Below are 20,059 nucleotides of genomic sequence, written 5' to 3' on the forward strand. Positions count from 1 at the left end.
TGTATTGCTTTTAAACTTCTACGCGTTATGAAGATAACCACCATTCTATTAACGACCCTGATTGTTCAGGTACATGCTTCAGGCATTGCCCAGACAATCAGCATCAAGGCAGATCGTGTGCCGATGAAGGAATTTGTGAACCGGCTGCAGGAGCTAACGGGCTATAATTTCATCTTCAATTCAGAAGTACTCAGCCAGGCAGATCCGGTTACCATTGATGCAAAAGACGCAGCAATCGCCACCGTATTTCAACACTGTTTTCTCAAAAAAGGACTGGCCTATGTGATCAATGAGGATGAACACACGGTGGTGCTCAGTAAAATTCCCCCAACGCTACTCAATGCTGCACAGAAACAGGTAACAGGCACTGTTGCGGAAGAAAATGGAATAGGACTACCCGGAGTTGCCGTCACCGTTAAGGGCACAAAAACTGTTGTCATTACCAATAATGCAGGTGCTTTTTCCATTCATGTTCCCGATCATGATGCGGTTCTGGTCTTTTCCCTGGTGGGATATGAAAGTAAAGAAGTTAAAATAACCAACGGGCCGGTAAAGGTAATCCTGAAGGAAAGCAATACACGCCTAAATGAAGTAGTTGTGGTGGGGTATGGTACACAGAAACGTTCCGAACTGACGGCCCCGGTTTCCTCCCTCTCTGCAAAAGCCATTGAAGAACGCGGATTGAACAGGGTTGACCAGGCGCTTGTGGGTCAGCTGGCTGGTGTGAATGTAAAGCAAACCACGGGATTGCCCGGAAAAGGATTCAGTATACAGGTCAGGGGTATGGGCTCCATATCTGCCAATAACGAACCTTTATACGTAATTGATGGGTTTCCCTTAGGGCAATCAACAGCAGACGTTTCCGGGGGATTTTCCGGTGGAAATGCGCTGGATAATATCAATCCCGATGATATCGAGTCGATTGAAGTACTAAAGGATGCTGCTGCAGCCGCCATATATGGTTCACGTGCTTCCAATGGGGTGGTACTGATTACCACAAAAAGAGGTCAGGTAGGCAAAGCCAAGATTCAGTTTTCTTCCTCTGTTGGTGCCAGTCAGGTAACCAGAAAGGTGGATATGCTGAATGGAGAGGAATGGATAGACCGGGCAACGGAGATGATCAATGCCGCCTATGTCGGCGCCTATGGTTCAAAAGGTGCAAAGGCAACCGATGATGAGGCCACAAGGATCAGGATTATCGGAACCAGGAATGTGGCTTATGTTCCTGATCCGAGATGGGCAATGCCAGGACATCCGGGCTTACAGTTTATCGATTGGCAGGAGGAGATCTTCAGGACCGGGATTGGCCAGAACCACCAGGTATCGGCAAGCGGCGGAACAAACAATGTCAATTATTTCATTTCTGTCAATAACATCAATCAGGAAGGTGTGGTACTGGCCACCAGCAGCAAGATGTATTCGGCAAGGGCCAATGTGGAAGCAAACCTGAACCAGAAATTAAAAGTGGGACTGAATCTGTCCCCCAGCTATTCCATTATGCAGGATCCCGGGGTAGAAGGAAAAGACGTGATCTTCCATCTGGCACTCAGTATGCCCCCTGTCCAGGAAGATTCCGTAGGTGTGAATGCGAATGCCTTTAGAAACAATGCCTACAACTATTCGGTAGCCTTAAATAGTCCGGTAGCCAAGGCGCTCAACCAGGATGGACAAACCAAACGTTACCGTACCATCGCTTCTGTTTATGGCATATATAACCTGTTTAAAGGGTTAACTTTTAAAACCTCTGTGAACGTTGACAACTCCCAGAGCAACATTTCCAGATATACTCCGTATACGGTTACCGGACTGGCCAGTGTCCGCGCGGCACAGACCACACTCAACACCTCCGGAGCTTACCTAACCGCAAACTACCAGTCCTTTGTCAATGAGAATACCCTCAATTACGCCTCGGTGATCAAAAAATACCATTCCCTCAACCTGCTGCTGGGGCAATCGTACAATAATTTTTCCAGTGACAATTCTTCGCTGACCTCAAATGGCGGATATACCAATAGTACGATCAAGACCTTAAACTACGCTGCAGGTGTTCGGGGCTCCACTACGGCTACCAAAAATGTATTGCTGTCTTATTTTGCCAGGGCACAGTACAGTTACAGGAGCCGTTATCTCTTCAGTGCAAGTATCCGTACGGATGGTTCCTCACGCTTCGGCGCCAATAACAAGTATGGCGTATTCCCGGCAGGTTCTGTGGGCTGGAGAATCTCAGAAGAACAATTCATGAAAACCATTCCTGTCATCAGTGACCTGAAGCTCCGGGCTACTTATGGGGTGACGGGAAATAACAGCATTGGCGATTTCGGCTCCATCCCTACCACAGCCTCCTACGGGTATGTATTTGGCTCTACCCAGGCCGCGGTGATCGGACAGGCGCCGAACCGGGTGGCCAATCCCGATTTACGCTGGGAAAAATCAACCACCAAAGGTATTGGCCTTGATTTTGGTATCCTGAAAAACCGCATTACCGGCTCATTCGACTACTACAACAGGCTGACCTCAGATTTGCTGCTGAATGTATCTATTCCCACCGTAACCGGTTTCCAGGTGTATTTAAGCAATGCCGGATCGGTGAGGAATCAGGGCTACGAACTTGAACTGTCCAGCCGCAATATGGATGGCAAATTCAAATGGACAACGAGTTTCCAGGGCAGTTACAATGCCAATAAAGTAGTCTCCCTGGCCAATGGACAATCGCAACTGCTGCTGCCCTCGGTATACACTGCCGTGGGGAACACGGTCTTAAGGGTGGGTGAACCGTTGAACAGCATTTTTGTGGTCAAGAAAATTGGTCATTTAACCGAACAGGACATCGCCAATAAGGCCGCATTATACGGTGCACAAAGTGTTGGGGATGCCAAATATGAAGACTTTGATGGCAATGGTGTGATTGATGCCAATGACCGCCAGATTGTAGGGCATCCTAACCCTGATTTCACCTGGGGAATTACCAATACCTTCAGTTACAAAGGCTTCGATTTAAGGGTATTGCTACAGGGACAGCATGGCGGCGCGATCTTTTCCGTATTGGGCAGGGCAATTTCACAAACCGGACTGGCCTATATCTATAATGCATCCGGGGATTACAGGGACAGGTGGAGATCACCTGAGGATCCTGGCGATGGCGTGAGAGGCAAGGCTTATTCTACCTACGGCAATATCGTTAACACCGACTGGGTATACTCCTCCGATTATTTCAGGGTGCGTAACATTACCCTGGGATATAACCTGAAACAAGTGGTTAAACTTAAAAGTGTTTCTGCAGCAAGAATTTTCCTCTCTGCTGAGAACTATTTTGGCCATGATAAATATAATGGCGGTGCCAATCCGGAATCTGCCAACACAGACCTGAGCGGCAATGGCAACTACCCGCAATCGGGCGATTATGGAGGTTTACCACTTCCCAAAACATTAACCTTTGGCCTAAACGTTTCATTTTAATTTTTAACCATGAAAAAGATATTTTTATCCCTCTTCCTCGTTTGGACCCTTTGTGCCTGCGAAAAGGAACTTACCCTTACCCCTATTTCCACAGGAACAACAGAAACATTTTACCAGACACAAGAAGATTTCATACAGGGTTCCAATGCGATTTATAACAGCCTAAGAACCTATCCCGACCGTCTGATCAACTTATCAGAAACGCGGTCGGACAATTTATACGCCATATCTGTACTGGGCACCCAATTGTATGATCCCATTAATGCCTTCAGGACCGATGCCGTGAGCAATACCTATGTCAATTCCGCATGGAATGATAATTTCAATGCCATTTACAGGGCGAATATATTTTTAGATCAGCTTGACCAAAGAGGCGGAGTGATCACTTCAGTTCCCCTCAGGGACAGACTGCGGGCAGAAGCCAGGTTTTTACGTGCATTTTTCTATTTTGATCTGGTCCGTTATTTCGGCAAGGTTCCGGTAGTGACCAAACCGGTGACCACACTCGAAGCACTGGAAATTCCAAGGAGTCCGGTAACCGAGGTTTACCAGGTCATTATTGAAGACCTGCAATATGCCATTGCGAATTTGCCTGCCAGTTATACCACAACCGATGTGGGGAGAGCCTCAAAATATGCAGCAGAAAGTTTGCTGGCCATGGTTTACATGACCAGATCGGGTGCGACTTACAGTATCGACGGACCGGGATTAGGTGTAAATGAATGGAATCTGGCTTTGCCTTTATTGAATGATGTCATCAACAGCGGCCAGTTTGCGTTAAATACAAACTATGCCAACATTTTTGCCTATACCAACCAGAATCCTGCTGTCAATAAGGAAGCGATTTTTGATGTGATGTACCTCAGCGGATTAAATCCTGTTTTAGGGGCTTCATTTGTCTCATTGCCAGTTCCGGATGCCTATTTTACCAGTGTCCTGGTCAAGCCCGCACAACTGGGAGGAAGTGGAAGACCAACCTCTTACGACCTGTATAACTCTTACGAGGATGCAGACGCCAGGAAAACTTTCAATTATATCCTTTATTACACGCAGTTAGGCATTCCCGGTAACCGGCCTTTCCTGAAGAAATACATGGATATCACTAAAGTTCCCAATGTGGTGACCGACTGGGGCATTAACTTCATCGCCATCCGCTACACGGATATTTTACTGCTTAAGGCAGAATGTATATTAAGGGGATCCGGAGGGGCACAGACAGTGGCAGACCAGATCGTCAACTCCGTAAGGACACGGTCGGGTGCCAGCAGCCTGAGCAACGTCACTTTGGCTCAGCTTCTGGCTGAAAGACGCAGGGAGTTTTCAGGCGAAGGGCTTCGCTGGTTTGACTTGCAGCGGAGCGGAAACCTTGTGACGGTGATGAACGACTGGATTGCGGAAAATGACGACCTGAAACAAATCAGGCCTGTGGTAGAGAACTGGGTGATTTATCCGGTACCACAGACACAATTAGATGCAAAACCGGGATTATACACCCAAAATCCGGGCTATTAAACAACATTCCCCTGTCAGCTGTTCATGCAGCCGACAGGGGAATCAGTCGAAATTCGTATTCAACCGGCCGGCAGCTGCCGGCCTCCACCAAAGCCATTCCCATGATCTATAGTTACACGAAAATAGTACTACTCAGTTTTTTTATCTGGACACTCTCCTGCCCCCTGCTCCGGGCACAACAGACAGTTAGCCACCACCTTAGTTCACCTGATGGAGCAACAAGCATAACGGTCAGCATAGGAAAGACCATCACCTGGTCAGTAAAGAATAAATCAACGACCCTCATTACCCCCTCCGAAATTCAGATGCGCCTGCAATCCGGCGAAATTTTAGGTCAGGGGGCGAAGGTCAGCAGCATCAAGACCATGACCTCCAACTCCATCATCAATACACCTTTTTATAAAAAAAACAAGGTAAGCGACCATTACAAACAGCTCACCATCACTATAAAAGGAGGATACGGTCTCATCTTCAGGGCTTACGATGAAGGGGTGGCCTACCGGTTTTTTACGCAGCGCAAAGATTCCCTTACGGTGATGGCAGAACTCTCAGCTTTTAATTTCCCGGGGGACCAGCAGGCCTATGTTCCTTATGTGCTTTCTTCGAATAGTGATCCGTATGAACACTCATACGAAAATAAATACCGTCATATCCCGCTTTCGGCGATGGCAAAAGATTCACTGGCTTATTTACCCTTAATGGTCAGCTATGAAGGCGGAACTAAAGTCGTATTAACCGAAGCCGACCTGGAAGACTATCCCGGAATGTACCTTAAAGGAGAGGGCAATAATCTGGTTTCAGCTTTCTCCACCTTCCCTCTGGTGTATAAACAGGGCGGTTATCACATGACCCAGGAAAAAGTGACCAAAAGAGGCGATTTCATTGCCAAAACTGCCGGCACCCGTGTATTTCCCTGGCGGGTAATGGCCATCAGTCAATCGGACCGGCAGCTGCTGAACAACGACCTTGTCTTTAAACTGGCTGCGCCCTCCCGCATTGAAAATACCAGCTGGATTCAACCAGGCAAAGTAGCCTGGGACTGGTGGAATGACTGGAACCTTTCCGGAGTTGATTTTAAGGCAGGAATCAATACACAGACATACAAACATTACATCGACTTTGCAGCCGAAAATCATATTGAATATGTGCTGCTGGATGAGGGCTGGGCAGAAAAAGAGGACATCATGAAAGTTGTACCCGCTATTGATCTGCAGGAAATTATCGACTATGGAAGACAAAAGAAAATAGGCATCTGGCTTTGGGCAGGGATGTATCCCATTCATAAGAAAATGGATGAAGCATTTGGCCGGTATGCCAAAATGGGAATCAAGGGATTTAAAATAGATTTTATCAACCGCGACGACCAGCGCATGATGCAGTTTTATTACCGTGTGGCAAAAAAGGCAGCAGAGCACCGGCTAATGATCGATTTTCACGGTTCCTGTAAACCTACGGGCCTGATGCGTACGTATCCAAACGTATTGAACTACGAAGGGGTATATGGGTTGGAAATGACCAAGTTCCCTACCAAAATGAATTTTCCGGAACTGGCCGTTACCATTCCATTTATCAGGATGCTGGCCGGTGCAATGGATTACACACCCGGAGCAATGCGCAATGCCACACGAAAAGATTTCTTTCCTTCCTACAGTACACCAATGAGCCAGGGTACCCGCTGCCAGCAATTGGCGATGTATGTGGTTTTTGAAGCCCCTTTTGAGATGCTGGCCGACAGTCCGACGAGTTACCGGAAAGAACAGGAATGTACAGATTTTATCACTTCCATCCCCACTACATTTGATGAAACGGTAGCCCTCGACGGCAGTGTGGGAAATTATGCCGCCTTAGCCCGTAGAAAGGGCAACAATTGGTATACCGGAATAGTAAACAACTGGACGGCGAGGGAGCTTACGGTCGACCTTTCCTTTTTAGGAGAAGGCCGTTTCGAAGCCCTGATCTTTAAAGACGGACTGAATGCAGACCATGCGGCCAATGATTACCAAAAGGAAATCCTGACCGTCACCCAAAACGACAGTATCAAGATCCATGTAGCCCCCGGCGGAGGATGGGCAGCAAAATTCATCAAAAAATAAGAAACATATCTCCTGAAAATCCACTATTATGATACCATATTTCAAACAAAAGCCCACTGCCTTGTCACTGTTTTTCTTTGCAGTAGTAGGGTTGTTCATACCCAACCGGATTTTTGCGCAGGAAATTCCGGTCAACCCTGCATTGCTCAAACAAAAATGGACGGCAGCATGGGTCACTTGCCCCAATGTCCCTCAAAAAGCTTATGGTGTTTATCATTTCAGAAAGCAGATCCATCTGGCGACAAAACCTGCAAAGTTTATTGTTCACCTCAGTGCCGATAACCGGTATCGTTTTTTTGTCAACGGAAAGGCGGTCTGTTACGGCCCCGCCCGCGGCGATCTGTATAACTGGTATTATGAAACAATTGACCTTGCCCCTTTTCTGCAGGCAGGAAAGAATGTATTGGCCGCCATGGTTTGGAACATGGGGGAACATGCTACCGTTGCACAACTATCCAATCAGACTGCTTTTGTCCTTCAAGGCGATACCCAGGATGAACAATTGGTCAATACCAACGACAGCTGGAAAGTGGTATCCAATAAAGCTTACAGCCCCTGTTCTATGGACAATGGCCAGCGCCTGAAAACCTATATGGTCATTGGCCCGGGGGACCATGTCAAAGCAGCAGACTATCCATGGGATTGGGAAAAATTAAGTTTTAATGATGCGGCTTGGTTACCTGCAGAAAAAGTAGCGCAGCCTGAACCCTTTGGATATGGTACCGATAACAGGTGGACCATGGTACCAAGGAACATTCCCCTGATGCAGGAAACGCTGCAGCGATTTTCTCAGGTAAGGCAGGTATCCGGAATAGAGGCAGGCAGCGAATTTTTAACCGGCAAAAAACCGTTAACGATTCCCGCTGGCAAGAAAGTGAGCATATTAATTGACCAGTCGGTCAACACCCTGGCCTACCCTGAGCTGTTGGTAGGCAAAGGAAAGGGGGCAGTCATTAAAATCACCTATGCAGAAGCCCTGTTCAAAGATGGCCACAAAGGGAACAGGAATGAGATCACGGGAAAAGAAATAATTGGCAATTATGATATTTTTGAACCCGACGGCCAGCCTGAACGGTTGTTCAGGCCACTTTGGCAACGGACTTACCGGTACATTCAGCTGGATATTGCCACAAAGGAAGAACCCCTGGTGATCCATGATTTTTATGGCAGGTATACAGGTTATCCTTTCACTGAAAAGGCTTCGTTCAGCAGCAATGATGCCTCATTAAAAGACATCTGGGACGCAGGCTGGAGAACTGCCCGGTTATGTGCAGGAGAAACCTATTACGATTGTCCTTATTATGAACAATTGCAATATGAAGCCGATACGAGGATACAGGCCTTAATATCTTTATATGTGAGTGGTGACGACCGGTTGATGCGAAAGGCAATCGTAGATTTTTACAATTCCAGAGTGCCGGAAGGATTGACGCAGGGCAGGTATCCCAGTAACCGCCTTCAGGTCATCCCTCCCTTTTCACTGTTCTGGATTTCGATGTTGCATGATTACCTGATGCACCGGAATGATGATGCTTTCCTGAAAAAACACCTTGGTGCTGTCGAGGGAATTTTAAACTGGTTCGATAACCGGATTGACCCGGCTAAAAAAATGCTCGGCCCAATGACCTGGTGGAACTTTACGGATTGGAGTGCTTCATTTCCAGACATGGGTGTTCCCCCCGGTGCTACTGACGGACATTCTGCAATCATTACCCTGCAGTATATTTATACCCTAAAGCAAGCCGCAGCATTATACACCCATTTCCATCTGCCGGCCAGGGCAGAAGCTTGCCTCAGAACTGCAGAAGAACTTAGTAAAGGTACAAATCTCCATTGTTATGATAGTTCCAGGGGCTTGTTTGCCGATACGCCCGACAAAAAAACTTTTAGTCAGCATGCCAACATCATGGCGATACTGGCTGGTGTAGTCCCGGAAAAAGACAAACAGGTACTGATGAAAAAAGTGCTGTCAGACAAGTCGCTCTCACAGGCCACTTTTTACTACCGTTTTTACCTTAACCAGGCTTTGAAAGCAGCCGATTTGGGCAGCCTCTACTATGGGGAGTTGACCCCATGGCGGGAGATGCTCAAAGCCGGATTAACCACGTTTGCGGAAAATCCGGATCCAAGCAGATCTGACTGCCATGCCTGGAGTGCCAGTCCCAACTATGATTTTCTGGCTACCATTTGTGGCATCACTCCCTTGTCGGCAGGTTTTGAAACGGTACAGATTAAACCCGAATTGGGTGAACTCAGCCAGGTGTCGGGCAGCATGCCTTCTCCAAAGGGAGAAATTACCGTAGTCGTAAACAGAAAAAGTAAAAAAACAGGGGTAGCCGCAATCAGCCTTCCCAAAGGTCTAAATGGCATATTTGTCTGGAATGGAAAACAAATCCCACTGCATGAAGGTAAAAATAATATCCAATTTTAGAAATCAGATCAGGAAAGAGATGAAACAGGTATTTGTATTTCCATATGAAATAACCGGCAGGACAATCCTAATGCCCATTGTCCTGCTGATGTTACTCCTCACAGGTTTTATGGCGAAGGACTTCAACAAACAGGCAGCGGGCGAAACCACGGCTATGCCTTTAAAAAGACCTCTTAAAAGGGTATTGATTTTAGGAAACAGTATCACCATCCACTCGCCAAAACCTTCCATAGGTTGGTATGGCAATTGGGGCATGGCCGCTTCTGCGGAAAATAAAGATTTTGTTCACCTGCTGATCGAACGTTTGAATCAGATAGACCCCGCTATTCAGGTTGATGTTAAAAACATTGCCGATTATGAGCGGAACTACCGGAACTATGATTATGCATTGCTCGATAGTCTCGCGGATTTAAAACCGGACCTCGTTATTCTGAGGTTAAGCGAAAATGTCGATCCGCTCAAGGCAAAGGAAAATGATTTTGAATTGCATTTCGGAAAATTGATGGATTACCTGATGGCGAGGAGTCCCGGTACCCACCTGCTGACTGCCGCCTCCTTTTGGGACAGGCCCGTAGTGACCCAGGCCATGTACGCAGCAAGTCATATCAGAAAAGGGCAGTTCATCAATCTGGGTAAATTATCAGAAAGCCCGGGGAATATGGCCATTGGCCAGTTTGAAAATAAAGGCGTAGCCATGCATCCTTCAGACCAGGGCATGATGGCCATTACTGAAGCCATCTGGCAGGAGATCTTAAAAATCTACCCGGATTTCCAGGTCCGGAAGTGAAATTGATGCTCATTTATCCTGCGGGAATCCTCACAGGATAATGAGCATTACGTTATGATAAAGTTAAAATATCATTATATGCTATCCTTATAACCGGATGATCAATAAAAATTTCGAACTTTAGGCCTGTTGAACATATCATCAGCATAGCGCTTACAAACAGCCCATGCAAACCCGGCTTGTGAGTTCCTGAATTCAAATAACAACAATAGAAGCGCATGAGCGAGCAAACATGCAAATTCCTGAATTCAAATAGAAAACAAGAAGAACGCCGGGGTCCAGATATTTACAGATAAAAAAAAGGCTTAAAAACATACATGTTACATACACCATCCATCTCAAACGAAGAACCTCAGATCAAAGCCGTATTTTTTGATATTGACGGAACCTTAATAAGTTTCAAAACGAATGCGATTCCAGAATCCACAAAACTTGCCATTAAACAACTGCGTGAAAAAAACATCAAAATAATTATTGCAACCGGACGTTCCATCAATGCCATCGACCATGTGAAAGACCTGGAGTTTGATGGATTCATTTGTTTCAACGGGGGCTGTTGTGTAACCGTAGACGGAACGGTATTACACCGGCAGAGCATCCTACCAGCAGATATACAGGGCTTATTGGATTATAGCGAAAAGCATCCGCTCAGTTTTGCACTGATGTATGAAGACAGTATTCAAATTAATGATAATGCACCGGAAATTGTAGGGATGTATGCACACCTGAACCTTCCCGTGCCCCCTTTGATGGATAGAAAAGATACAAACATTGATCGTGTCCTCCAAGCCAATATTTTTCTAAGTCCGGATAAGGAACAGGAATTCATGGATACGATCATGCCTAACTCTGTTGCCACAAGATGGACCCCATTATTTGCCGACATCAATTGCAACGGATTGAGTAAAGAAGTTGGGGTAATCACCTTTTGTGAACATTTCGGGATTGATGTCAAAGAAACCATGTCCTTCGGCGATGGCGGTAACGACATTAAGATGCTGGAGTACACCCAAATTGGTGTAGCGATGGGCAATGCCAATCAGAATGTCAAGGATATAGCCGACTATGTCACAGATGATGTGGACAATGACGGCATTTTGAAAGCATTGTTATACCATAAAGTCATCTAATCTGAATATAGGTTTTTAAAATGATCATGGCCACCATTGTACACATCCAGATCAACAGCCCAGGGAATGCAACAGCTTCCCTTGAGGTGCTTGTTTTGTCCAGGGATAGGGTTTGCCTGGTCTGCAGCAGGTATAGAAAAGGATGCGCTATATAACGCCAACCAGAGAAGGTAACTCTTAGTCGCTGCCGCCTGCCCCGGGAAACGGCAGTATCGGGTGTATATTGAAGAGACCTGCATAAGGCCTCTACATCAGCATCCTGGCTAAGGCGACCTTCTGCCTGTAATCCATTGCTAGCTGTTTGTGTACTCATCTGTACATCCAGGTCATTTAACTGTAGGTCTCCGAGTTGATGCAGCTGGTCATTTAATATGTTAACCTGCTGCTGATGAGTTTCCGATTCGAAATGATCCATATGATGATTAATAAAGTATAAACAGTAAAAAAAGGTGTAAACAAACACCCGATTGCTTTTAAACAAAGTAAGAGGATTCACCTTATAGCTTTACCTGTAGTAGTACCTGATTTTCAAAACCAGGTACTACTACCTGGTTTTGGTCACCAGTGGATGGCGCGCTCCCGACGTTAAATAATTTTTATGAACTCCATTAGCTTCTTTTATCAAATAAATACAATATTTGATTTATCTTAAAACAACATATCAATGCAACACGAAAACGAAAGAAAAAAAAGCGAAGAATTAAAACTAGACGGGAACAGGGTTCCTGTTGCCAAAGCTGTAGAAGCCACAAGCCTGTGGAGAAAAATAGCGACCAATCATTTAGGTGATAACGTCAACGAAATCAAGTCTTTTTTTATTCCCATGGAAGACCTGAAATCGCTGGTTGACCTCTATCAGGATTTGGGGGTAACCGGGGCAAGGGCCTATATCGGAGTTGTACCAAATGCGAACTCCTCATGCTCTGATCTTAAATTATTCCTTTGTCCGGCTACCGAAGCTGAGGATTTTTATAAAAACTATCCTGGAGGGGAAGCTGAAAATTCCTCATCAATTTATGATTTCACGATGCCCTGTCCCAATAGCTGCCCAAAAGACAATGAACTTAATTCCTAATTTAACTGATTTCCTCTAATGGCATCCTTGTCGTATTTATATCAGGGGATAGTTGTTCCTTTATCGATATTAATTCCCATCGTTGCTGCGATAAGTAATACACGTTATACCAACAGTGCCATGAAAGCACTGTTGGTATATATTTTATTTGCCGGAGTTGTGAATGGCTGTGCCGCTTACCTGGCTTTTCAGCGCTTTAACAATTTAACGCTTCTCCATCTCTATACGCCTCTTGAAGTAGTATTACTGCTTCGTTTTTTTTCCAGGGTATTGCTCAGCACCACCACTTTAAAATACATCAAGGTCATGGGTTGGACATTTCCTTTGCTCTGTTTAGTCAACTACATTTTTTATGAAACTGGTGACGTCTATAATGCCTATACCAGGCCCCTGGGTGCGATCATCATCATTGTCTGCAGCATGTTTTTCCTTAAAGAAAATGAGGATAATTATTATAAAATCAGCAAAACACGTCCGGAAATGTGGGTTGTCATAGGTTTACTCCTCTATTTTTCCGGTTCTTTTTTTCAATTCACTTTCTCCAATTACATCAGCCAGAAAGCCAGTCATGAGATCATCATGCTCATTTGGAATATTCATGCCACATTGGTATTCATCATGTACTTACTGTTTACAAAAGGATTTATAGATGCAAAAAGAGACAGATAACATATACATCCTCGTTATTATTGCCATGCTAGGAAGTTTCATTCTGGTCATTTCCTTTATTCTTTTATTGTACCGCAGCCGTCAGAAATTAATGTTGCAAAGGGAAAAGGAAAGAATAAATGAGCTGGAATACCAGAAAGCACTGCTGCGTTCAGTGATTGAATCCCAGGAAGCAGAACGGACCCGTATAGGCAGGGATTTACACGACGATGTGGGCAATGCACTTTCCAATCTGCATATCATTACAGAAAGGTTTTTCAGGAGCCCGTATAATGCCTCAGGTTTTTCCGACTTTCAACTGTCTGTAAAATCAATTGTTGCCGACACGATTAAAAACGTAAGGAACATTTCGCATAACCTTTCGCCTGAGATCCTGACCTTGAACAGTACTTCAGAAGCGATAGAAGACCTTTGCCACACCGTAAACCAATCGGACAATATACAGCTGAGCTTACAGAACCATGCCAGCCAAACCCTTGATCAGCTTGAGCTCAACTCTTCCCTCTCTGTTTACCGCATTATAGAAGAACTGATTACCAATACGATCAAACATGCCGGAGCAACAGCAATCACCTTGACCTTTTCCGTCTCTCCTTCAGTCCTGACCATCAGTTATGCCGATAATGGAAAAGGATTAACCCAGCAGCCTGAACGTAAAAAAGGCAGGGGCCTCTACCATATGGAGAGCAGGGCAGAACTGTTAAATGCTACACTGGTATTTCCAGATCAACAGCAGACCGGATTTGCAGTGTTGATAGAGATCCCCATTTAAACCTTTATACCATGCAGAAAATCAATATTGCTATTGCTGAGGACCAGCATCTTTTCAGGGAAAGCCTTCACGCCTTATTGCTGAGCGAAAAACGCTTTGACGTTGTCATGAAGGAAGAAAATGGCTTGCTGTTTTTAGAAAAGCTGAAAACCGCAGATGAGCTTCCCCATATCGCCCTGATTGATCTCAATATGCCAGGAATGAACGGAATTGAACTGACTAAAATCCTTCAGGATGATTTTCCCGGGATCAATGTGATCATTCTATCCTCCTACACCCAGGACCGCATCATTGGAAAAACGATCAGTTCAGGAGCCTGTGCTTACCTCAACAAAAACTGTGATGCCGATGAGTTGTTTACGGCAATTGATGCGGTTTATAAAAACGGATTGTATTTAACCCGTGAGGTATTAAGGTCCGTGCAGGCCGCATCCGGACAGACAAAGAACTTTACGCTCCTCGAAAATAGGATGAGCCAGATTACCAAACGGGAAAAAGAAATCTTACAGTTAATTTGCCAGGAATATAACAATGCGGAGATCGCGGAAAAACTTTTCCTGAGTATACGTACAGTAGAAGGCCACAGGAATAACCTCCTGCTAAAATCCGAATGCCGAAATACAGCAGGCCTGGTACTATTTGCGATTAAACATGGTATCGTAGACTTTCCATTTTTATAATCATCTCTACTCAGCATTGGAAGATATTTGGCGACCTGGGCTATTTTTCCAACCGGATTCTTAATTTTTCCAGTTGTTCAGCAGTCTTCTGATGACCACAATTTCAGCAATGTGATAGGCATTATGGTCTGCCAGCTGAAGGGCTTCCCTTAAGATCGTCTGCCCCTCCCCATTGGGAATTGTTTCAAACCAATCCCTGTCATCGAGCAAGGTTATAAATGCTTTCAGATCTTTATCGATTTCTTCCAGTGCATTTTGCCAGTCCTTTTCGCTGGCCGGAGCAGTTTCTTTTGGCCAATACTCATCGGGCCATTGCAAAGACTGGTCAGAACCATCTTTGCTAAACTCCAGCATGTCCCATTGGGCTATACGGATATGGCTCACCAATTGCCAAATGCTGTAAGGCAGCCCATAGGGTCTCTCCCCTAATAATTCAAAAGGAATACCGGACACCGCAGCAGCAAAACCAACATGTGCGGTACCACCGTTTAGGAGTTTCTTCAGTTCCTGGATTAAAATAGCGGTATGATTTTCCATTATCTATCTATTTAATTATAAAAACATGCAAAGTGGTTTAAGTTAATCTGTTTCAGCTGCGGCATCGCTGTTTTTATTCTCTTCAGCCTGTTGGTCAGCAGAAATCACGTCGGCTCCATCATTTTCAGGATATGCCGTGTCTGCATCGCTACCGCTGATTTCATCCAGAGGAATCACCCCAACTTTAAGGTCTTTTTTTTCTTGTTCCGTTTTTGTGTCCTGGCTATTTTTCATCAGTATGTAATTGATTTTTAAAGGTGATGAAGCGATCATAAGCTTATGATGGTTTCATCAGTATATAATGGCTTCACCATTCTAGTTTTCAATACTAACAAGCCGTACCCCTTATGGTTTTAAATTTCCTCCTGGCTATGGTTTGTTTTTGGGCGGAATTCATCTGGCATTGATTTAATATGCCCCTTATGCAACAGATCGACCAGGTAGGACAATGTCAGTTCCCATAACGCCTTCGATCCTCTTTCAATCGGATTCAGTTTAAGGAGAAGCTCTTCATAGGAAACGTGATACTTTTTCCAGGTTCCACCGAAATTGTGATAATTCATCAACACCGGGGCAAACCGGTCAATGGCTTTGGCAAAATATCTTTCTTCAGAATCTCCATATTCAAATTCATACCAGAATCTGATACAGGGGCTCAGCAGGGGATGGCCACTTTAACAGCAATTTCTGAAACTACCTGCATTAAAATCTCCATTCCCCAATTCAAAGACCTCATTTCAGAAAATAAAAAGTTCAATTTACTGCTCATGCAATCGCTGGCCAGCAAAATCCGGTACAAGGCATTGAGGCATTCCTTCATACAAACCCATTCTTTAGAAGAGAATCTGATCCAGATCAAAAATACTTTTCCCGACGTATTTTCAATGATTGAAAAAAATGACCTCGCAAATTATTTAGGTATCACCCTGAGAAGCTTAAACAGGAGCCTAAAAAAAATCCAGCTCAAATAAGCAAAGGCAGCATAGGAATTACTGAGATTAAAATTTTATTTTGGCTTAAAATTAAAGGGGTTGGATAAAAATGAATTGATTGCAGTATTAGAGGTGCTTAGCCTTAACCGGGCAGTACATTTTTCTGCTATTATTGAGAATGATAACCTGGAGATAAACGACCTGATGGAACTGAGTTTTCATCATCAAAAGGAAATTGCATTCCGGGCAGCATGGATGCTGGAACATTTCCTGGCCTGCAAGCCGGAATTTTTCCATTCTTATATCCCTGATTTTCTTGCTTTACTCCCACGGCAAAAAAATCCTTCCGCCATGCGCCATTACGCAAAGATGGTCGCACTGATGACCGATAGGAAGGCCAGTGAATTCTACCGGCAATTGGTCCCGGATATCAACTTTGATTCGGTGATTGAAATCCTTTTTATCTGGTTGATTGACCCGAAGACTTTGGTGGCCGTTAAAGTACACTGTATGCAGTCGCTCGCCAATCTTTCCCCGCATTACGACTGGATAGAGGAAGAATTAATGGAAACCATTGACCATCTTACAGCGACAGAAAGTATCGCTTTTTTTGCCAGGGCAAAAATGATAAAAAAGCAACTTAAAAGAGTTGCCCGCTGAACCTGCTATTGCTGCAGGAGTACAAGGTATGCCGGTGCATCAGTCCCTATTCAAAGGAGTGCTGTTGTTATATTCTTCTATAAGTTTTAAAGACCTGTCCTGATATTCATCTGAAACCAACACAGATACCCGGTCTTCAACTCCTGCATTGACAGCAGATTCACCGGTATCATTGCTCCTTTCGTTGAAAAGGAAGGCTGGAATATCAAATTCGACCAGCAATTGCTGTATGGCCGTAGCCTGGCTCAACTCTCCTTCAAAAACCTGTATAATTTCAATTCTATGTGGTGAATCCATCATTTGATCTGTTTAAAATTCCTTTAATAAATGAACATTTTCGGTTCTGGTACAATTGTATCGTTCTTCTCCAATAAAAGCCTGCACATAAATGCTTTGATGCTTAAATAAAACGATCATATCACAGTTGCAGGTCCCGACCTGTAATCCCGTACTAGGGGAAGCGTCATCACAGACCGGTAATGGCATAATATTGGCTTCTGTTTAAAAAAATTACGTTACAATTTCAATATCTAAATTAATCAATACTATTCATTTATTGTCCATTATTTTAATAAAAAATTAATTTTCAACCTTAGTGTTTCCTCAATTATGGAATAAATTAACTCCATCTATCCAGGTGTGATTATCCCCTACCCCAATTCTTTAAATTATTTGATATCCAGGAGAGTTCGTTTTAAAGAAATTTCATTCCCAATTTTGTCGGCCCTTGTCCACTGTCTACACTGCCGATGAGATTTTCAATCTGTAAAAAAACAGTCTATTTATATTAATTCTAATCTTATATTAATCTTTGTAAAAATTTTAATGTAATATTGCGCACTGTTAGGAATTAGTCTTAATAATACAATAAACCACTAACTACCAAACACTAAGATTTACAATTTGAATTCATGATTACCAAGACCCCTCCTTTAAAAGGCATGACATTTCTGTCACCTGCCGGTTTAATCCTGTTATTTGCTCTTTTTTTCTCTTCCACTAACGTTTATTCCCAAAATACCCAGGGCACAGTTTCCGGGACAATACGCAACAGTGAGCAGCAGCCTATTGAAAATGCGACGGTAAGTTTACGTGGAACATCCGTTAAAACAACAACCAATGCTTCAGGAAGCTTCCAACTCAAAGCTTCAGCCGGAAGTTACGAACTACAGGTTTCAATTGTAGGTTACCGCAGACAAAACGTTAAGGTACAGATCCAGGCAGGACGTGAAACTCCTATGGAGCCCCTGATTTTAGTCAGTGACAATGAGATGCACGAGGTGAAAATTGCCGGAAAAACCCAGGTAAAAAAGATCAAGGAGCAGGCATTTAATGTCAATATTATTGATGCCAGGCAATTGTATAATACCTCGGCCGATTTAAATCAGGCCCTGAACAAAACTTCAGGGGTGAGGATCCGGGAAAATGGAGGTACAGGTTCAGATTTCACCTTTTCACTAAATGGTTTTTCCGGAAAGCAGGTTAAGTTTTTTCTGGACGGTATTCCCATGGATAATTTCGGATCTTCCTTAACCCTAAATAACTATCCGAGCAACATGGCGGAGCGGGTAGAAATCTATAAGGGTGTATTACCTATCACCCTTGGCGCAGATGCATTGGGTGGCGCAGTCAATGTAGTGACCAGGACAAATCCCAATTTCCTGGATGTTTCCTATGGATATGGTTCTTTCAACACCCATAAAGCTTCCGTAAATGCAGCCTATACCAATGCCAAAACAGGTTTTACCATCCGTACCAATGCCTTCTATAATTATTCGGATAACGATTATACAGTAAACGTTCAGCCCATAGTAAACAACAGCAAACTTCCTTTTCAGGACATCAAACGTTTCCATGACGGATATGAATCCGGAACCGTTCAGATGGAGGCCGGCGTAACCGGAAAAAAATATGCAGATAAACTCTTGTTCGGGATCATAACCTCTGGAAATGACAAAGAAGTGCAGACTGGTGTGACCATGGACCAGGTCTTTGGGGCGCTTCAAACAAGAAGTACCTCCACGATTCCAACCCTGAAATATAAAAAAGCCAATCTATTTACCAATGGGCTTGACGTAAGCTTGTACAGTGCGTATAACCTATCCCGGAACAGGGTGATTGACACCTCCTTGGTCAGGTATAACTGGTTACAGGAAACTACCGGAGGTTTCAGCTCAGAAAGGAACAGAACCCAAATAAAAAATAAAGACAATGAAGCACTCGTTACGGCGAACATTGCCTACAGGATTGATCACCGCAATGCCATTTCCTACAATTATGCCTTAAACGACTTCCGCAGAAAATCAAGTGATATAGAAGATCCCGACAATATTACCTTTTTATATCCCCAAAGTGTAACCAAACAGGTAATGGGACTTGCCTGGCAAACCACGGCTGATCTGTTTACGGCAACTGCATTTACCAAGCTGTATTATCAGAAGGCACGTTCATTCGAAAACATCTCAAAAAATAATACCGCAAACTACGCTGCCACTTCACAAAATACAAGCAACCTTGGTTATGGTGCTGCTGCAGCTTATTTTATTGTACCTGAATTACAGGCTAAGGTATCCTACGAGCATGCCTACCGTTTACCTGAATCCATAGAGATTTTAGGTGATGCCCTGTTCTATGCACCAAATCCGGATTTAAAACCTGAAAAGAGTAATAACCTGAACATCGGTGGAATTTATAACTTTCCGGTTAGCGGAAATAATAAATTAAGTGTTGAAGCGAACTTCATCTACAGGAATGCCAAAGATTACATTCGCCTGAATCAACTGGAATCCCAACCTACCAACCGCCAGTTTATCAATGTCGGGGCTGTAAGAACAACGGGCGGGGAAGCAGAAGTCAAATATTCATGGAAGGATAAAATTTATGCAGCGGTGAATGTCACCTATCAAAGGATTATAGATAAAACGGAATTCCTCACTGTTGAAAACCTGGTAGATACCATTACTGTGGCGAATCTGAACTATAACTACCGTCTGCCAAATATGCCCTACCTCTTTGGAAACTTTGATTTAGGTACAGTTTTTCACCGGGTAGCTGGAGAAAAAAATTCTCTGAACATCAATTACAGTCTCAACTATGTAGAGAAATACTACCTCACTCCAAGTCAGTTGGGTAATGACAATCAGGACATCATTCCCAGACAACTCGCCCATAACCTGATGGCAAACTATGTCATTGGCAATGGCAAATACAACATTTCCCTGGAATGCAGGAATTTCATGGACAACAAATTATTCGACAATTATAAGTTACAGAAACCGGGACGGTCAGTTTTCCTGAAACTGAGATACTTCATTAGCAAATAATC

At 44.1% G+C, this 20,059-nt stretch carries 18 protein-coding genes; 13 read left to right on the forward strand and 5 right to left on the reverse strand.

Features of this window, described 5'->3' with window-relative positions; genetic code table 11:
- Window positions 1–27: 27 nt before the first annotated feature.
- From ACSBL2_RS18980 to ACSBL2_RS19005, 6 genes are all read left to right on the forward strand, one after another.
- Window positions 28–3,456 carry a SusC/RagA family TonB-linked outer membrane protein gene (locus tag ACSBL2_RS18980; RefSeq protein WP_442588132.1) on the forward strand — a complete coding sequence of 1,143 codons (3,429 nt, stop codon included), beginning with the start codon at window positions 28–30 and terminating at the stop codon, window positions 3,454–3,456.
- A 9-nt stretch (window positions 3,457–3,465) separates the two neighbouring features.
- On the forward strand, window positions 3,466–4,968 hold the full coding sequence (locus ACSBL2_RS18985; RefSeq protein WP_442588133.1) for a RagB/SusD family nutrient uptake outer membrane protein: 1,503 nt from the start codon (window positions 3,466–3,468) through the stop codon (window positions 4,966–4,968).
- Window positions 4,969–5,069: 101 nt separating this feature from the next.
- Window positions 5,070–7,061 carry a glycoside hydrolase family 97 protein gene (locus ACSBL2_RS18990; RefSeq protein ID WP_442588134.1) on the forward strand — a complete coding sequence of 664 codons (1,992 nt, stop codon included), beginning with the start codon at window positions 5,070–5,072 and terminating at the stop codon, window positions 7,059–7,061.
- A 28-nt stretch (window positions 7,062–7,089) separates the two neighbouring features.
- Entirely contained in the window at window positions 7,090–9,492 is a 2,403-nt protein-coding gene (locus tag ACSBL2_RS18995) for an alpha-L-rhamnosidase-related protein (RefSeq protein WP_442588135.1), read from the forward strand.
- Window positions 9,464–10,279, forward strand: a complete 816-nt coding sequence (locus ACSBL2_RS19000; protein WP_442588136.1) for a hypothetical protein — start codon at window positions 9,464–9,466, stop codon at window positions 10,277–10,279. Before ACSBL2_RS18995 ends, ACSBL2_RS19000 begins: the two co-directional genes overlap by 29 nt.
- A gap of 317 nt (window positions 10,280–10,596) precedes the next feature.
- The gene (locus ACSBL2_RS19005) at window positions 10,597–11,409 is read left to right on the forward strand and encodes a Cof-type HAD-IIB family hydrolase (protein WP_442588137.1); all 813 of its coding nucleotides are present in this window, start codon (window positions 10,597–10,599) and stop codon (window positions 11,407–11,409) included.
- On the opposite strand, the gene ACSBL2_RS19010 is transcribed toward ACSBL2_RS19005, so the two are convergent.
- Entirely contained in the window at window positions 11,402–11,824 is a 423-nt protein-coding gene (locus ACSBL2_RS19010; protein ID WP_442588138.1) for a hypothetical protein, read from the reverse strand. The genes ACSBL2_RS19005 and ACSBL2_RS19010 overlap by 8 nt on opposite strands.
- A gap of 249 nt (window positions 11,825–12,073) precedes the next feature.
- Here ACSBL2_RS19010 and ACSBL2_RS19015 point away from each other — a divergent pair, with 249 nt between their 5' ends.
- Genes ACSBL2_RS19015 through ACSBL2_RS19030 form a run of 4 tightly spaced genes read left to right on the forward strand, consistent with a single transcriptional unit; the run spans window position 12,074 to window position 14,605 of the window.
- Window positions 12,074–12,484, forward strand: a complete 411-nt coding sequence (locus ACSBL2_RS19015; RefSeq protein WP_442588139.1) for a hypothetical protein — start codon at window positions 12,074–12,076, stop codon at window positions 12,482–12,484.
- A gap of 18 nt (window positions 12,485–12,502) precedes the next feature.
- Window positions 12,503–13,153: a hypothetical protein gene (locus ACSBL2_RS19020; protein ID WP_442588140.1), complete on the forward strand. Its 651-nt coding sequence runs from the start codon at window positions 12,503–12,505 to the stop codon at window positions 13,151–13,153.
- Window positions 13,134–13,925: a sensor histidine kinase gene (locus tag ACSBL2_RS19025; protein WP_442588141.1), complete on the forward strand. Its 792-nt coding sequence runs from the start codon at window positions 13,134–13,136 to the stop codon at window positions 13,923–13,925. The genes ACSBL2_RS19020 and ACSBL2_RS19025 overlap by 20 nt, the downstream gene beginning before the upstream one ends.
- Window positions 13,926–13,936: 11 nt before the next feature.
- Window positions 13,937–14,605 carry a response regulator gene (locus ACSBL2_RS19030; RefSeq protein ID WP_442588142.1) on the forward strand — a complete coding sequence of 223 codons (669 nt, stop codon included), beginning with the start codon at window positions 13,937–13,939 and terminating at the stop codon, window positions 14,603–14,605.
- Window positions 14,606–14,665: 60 nt separating this feature from the next.
- Here the strand turns inward: ACSBL2_RS19030 and ACSBL2_RS19035 are convergent, their stop codons facing one another.
- The 3 genes from ACSBL2_RS19035 to ACSBL2_RS19045 form a co-directional block, all read right to left on the reverse strand.
- Window positions 14,666–15,142 (reverse strand): DinB family protein, encoded by a 477-nt coding sequence (locus tag ACSBL2_RS19035; protein WP_442588143.1) that lies wholly within the window; start codon window positions 15,140–15,142, stop codon window positions 14,666–14,668.
- Between the two features lie 42 nt (window positions 15,143–15,184).
- Complete coding sequence (locus ACSBL2_RS19040) at window positions 15,185–15,376, reverse strand: hypothetical protein (RefSeq protein WP_442588144.1); 192 nt, start codon at window positions 15,374–15,376, stop codon at window positions 15,185–15,187.
- Window positions 15,377–15,495: 119 nt separating this feature from the next.
- Window positions 15,496–15,804, reverse strand: coding sequence for an HD domain-containing protein (locus tag ACSBL2_RS19045; protein ID WP_442592245.1), 309 nt, complete (start codon window positions 15,802–15,804; stop codon window positions 15,496–15,498).
- A gap of 3 nt (window positions 15,805–15,807) precedes the next feature.
- Here ACSBL2_RS19045 and ACSBL2_RS19050 point away from each other — a divergent pair, with 3 nt between their 5' ends.
- Together ACSBL2_RS19050 and ACSBL2_RS19055 are read left to right on the forward strand one after the other, a co-directional pair.
- The gene (locus tag ACSBL2_RS19050; RefSeq protein WP_442588145.1) at window positions 15,808–16,113 is read left to right on the forward strand and encodes a Crp/Fnr family transcriptional regulator; all 306 of its coding nucleotides are present in this window, start codon (window positions 15,808–15,810) and stop codon (window positions 16,111–16,113) included.
- A 60-nt stretch (window positions 16,114–16,173) separates the two neighbouring features.
- Window positions 16,174–16,734: a hypothetical protein gene (locus ACSBL2_RS19055; RefSeq protein WP_442588146.1), complete on the forward strand. Its 561-nt coding sequence runs from the start codon at window positions 16,174–16,176 to the stop codon at window positions 16,732–16,734.
- 39 nt (window positions 16,735–16,773) lie between these two features.
- On the opposite strand, the gene ACSBL2_RS19060 is transcribed toward ACSBL2_RS19055, so the two are convergent.
- On the reverse strand, window positions 16,774–17,034 hold the full coding sequence (locus ACSBL2_RS19060) for a hypothetical protein (protein WP_442588147.1): 261 nt from the start codon (window positions 17,032–17,034) through the stop codon (window positions 16,774–16,776).
- A gap of 611 nt (window positions 17,035–17,645) precedes the next feature.
- On the opposite strand from ACSBL2_RS19060, the gene ACSBL2_RS19065 reads away from it, so the two are divergent.
- Complete coding sequence (locus ACSBL2_RS19065; RefSeq protein WP_442588148.1) at window positions 17,646–20,057, forward strand: TonB-dependent receptor; 2,412 nt, start codon at window positions 17,646–17,648, stop codon at window positions 20,055–20,057.
- The last annotated feature ends 2 nt before the right edge of the window (window positions 20,058–20,059 follow it).

This window comes from Pedobacter sp. AW31-3R (assembly GCF_052180285.1).
Classification (GTDB): Bacteria; Bacteroidota; Bacteroidia; order Sphingobacteriales; family Sphingobacteriaceae; genus Pedobacter.

Excerpts from the sequence above, each read along its gene's own strand:
- ACSBL2_RS19035 (WP_442588143.1), bottom strand. The coding sequence starts at position 15,142 with ATGGAAAATCATACCGCTATTTTAATCCAGGAACTGAAGAAACTCCTA.
- ACSBL2_RS18985 (WP_442588133.1), top strand. The coding sequence starts at position 3,466 with ATGAAAAAGATATTTTTATCCCTCTTCCTCGTTTGGACCCTTTGTGCC.
- ACSBL2_RS19020 (WP_442588140.1), top strand. The coding sequence starts at position 12,503 with ATGGCATCCTTGTCGTATTTATATCAGGGGATAGTTGTTCCTTTATCG.
- ACSBL2_RS18995 (WP_442588135.1), top strand. The coding sequence starts at position 7,090 with ATGATACCATATTTCAAACAAAAGCCCACTGCCTTGTCACTGTTTTTC.
- ACSBL2_RS19005 (WP_442588137.1), top strand. The coding sequence starts at position 10,597 with ATGTTACATACACCATCCATCTCAAACGAAGAACCTCAGATCAAAGCC.
- ACSBL2_RS19065 (WP_442588148.1), top strand. The coding sequence starts at position 17,646 with ATGATTACCAAGACCCCTCCTTTAAAAGGCATGACATTTCTGTCACCT.
- ACSBL2_RS19040 (WP_442588144.1), bottom strand. The coding sequence starts at position 15,376 with ATGAAAAATAGCCAGGACACAAAAACGGAACAAGAAAAAAAAGACCTT.
- ACSBL2_RS18990 (WP_442588134.1), top strand. The coding sequence starts at position 5,070 with ATGATCTATAGTTACACGAAAATAGTACTACTCAGTTTTTTTATCTGG.
- ACSBL2_RS19050 (WP_442588145.1), top strand. The coding sequence starts at position 15,808 with ATGGCCACTTTAACAGCAATTTCTGAAACTACCTGCATTAAAATCTCC.
- ACSBL2_RS19030 (WP_442588142.1), top strand. The coding sequence starts at position 13,937 with ATGCAGAAAATCAATATTGCTATTGCTGAGGACCAGCATCTTTTCAGG.
- ACSBL2_RS19060 (WP_442588147.1), bottom strand. The coding sequence starts at position 17,034 with ATGATGGATTCACCACATAGAATTGAAATTATACAGGTTTTTGAAGGA.
- ACSBL2_RS18980 (WP_442588132.1), top strand. The coding sequence starts at position 28 with ATGAAGATAACCACCATTCTATTAACGACCCTGATTGTTCAGGTACAT.
- ACSBL2_RS19000 (WP_442588136.1), top strand. The coding sequence starts at position 9,464 with ATGAAGGTAAAAATAATATCCAATTTTAGAAATCAGATCAGGAAAGAG.
- ACSBL2_RS19015 (WP_442588139.1), top strand. The coding sequence starts at position 12,074 with ATGCAACACGAAAACGAAAGAAAAAAAAGCGAAGAATTAAAACTAGAC.
- ACSBL2_RS19010 (WP_442588138.1), bottom strand. The coding sequence starts at position 11,824 with ATGGATCATTTCGAATCGGAAACTCATCAGCAGCAGGTTAACATATTA.
- ACSBL2_RS19025 (WP_442588141.1), top strand. The coding sequence starts at position 13,134 with ATGCAAAAAGAGACAGATAACATATACATCCTCGTTATTATTGCCATG.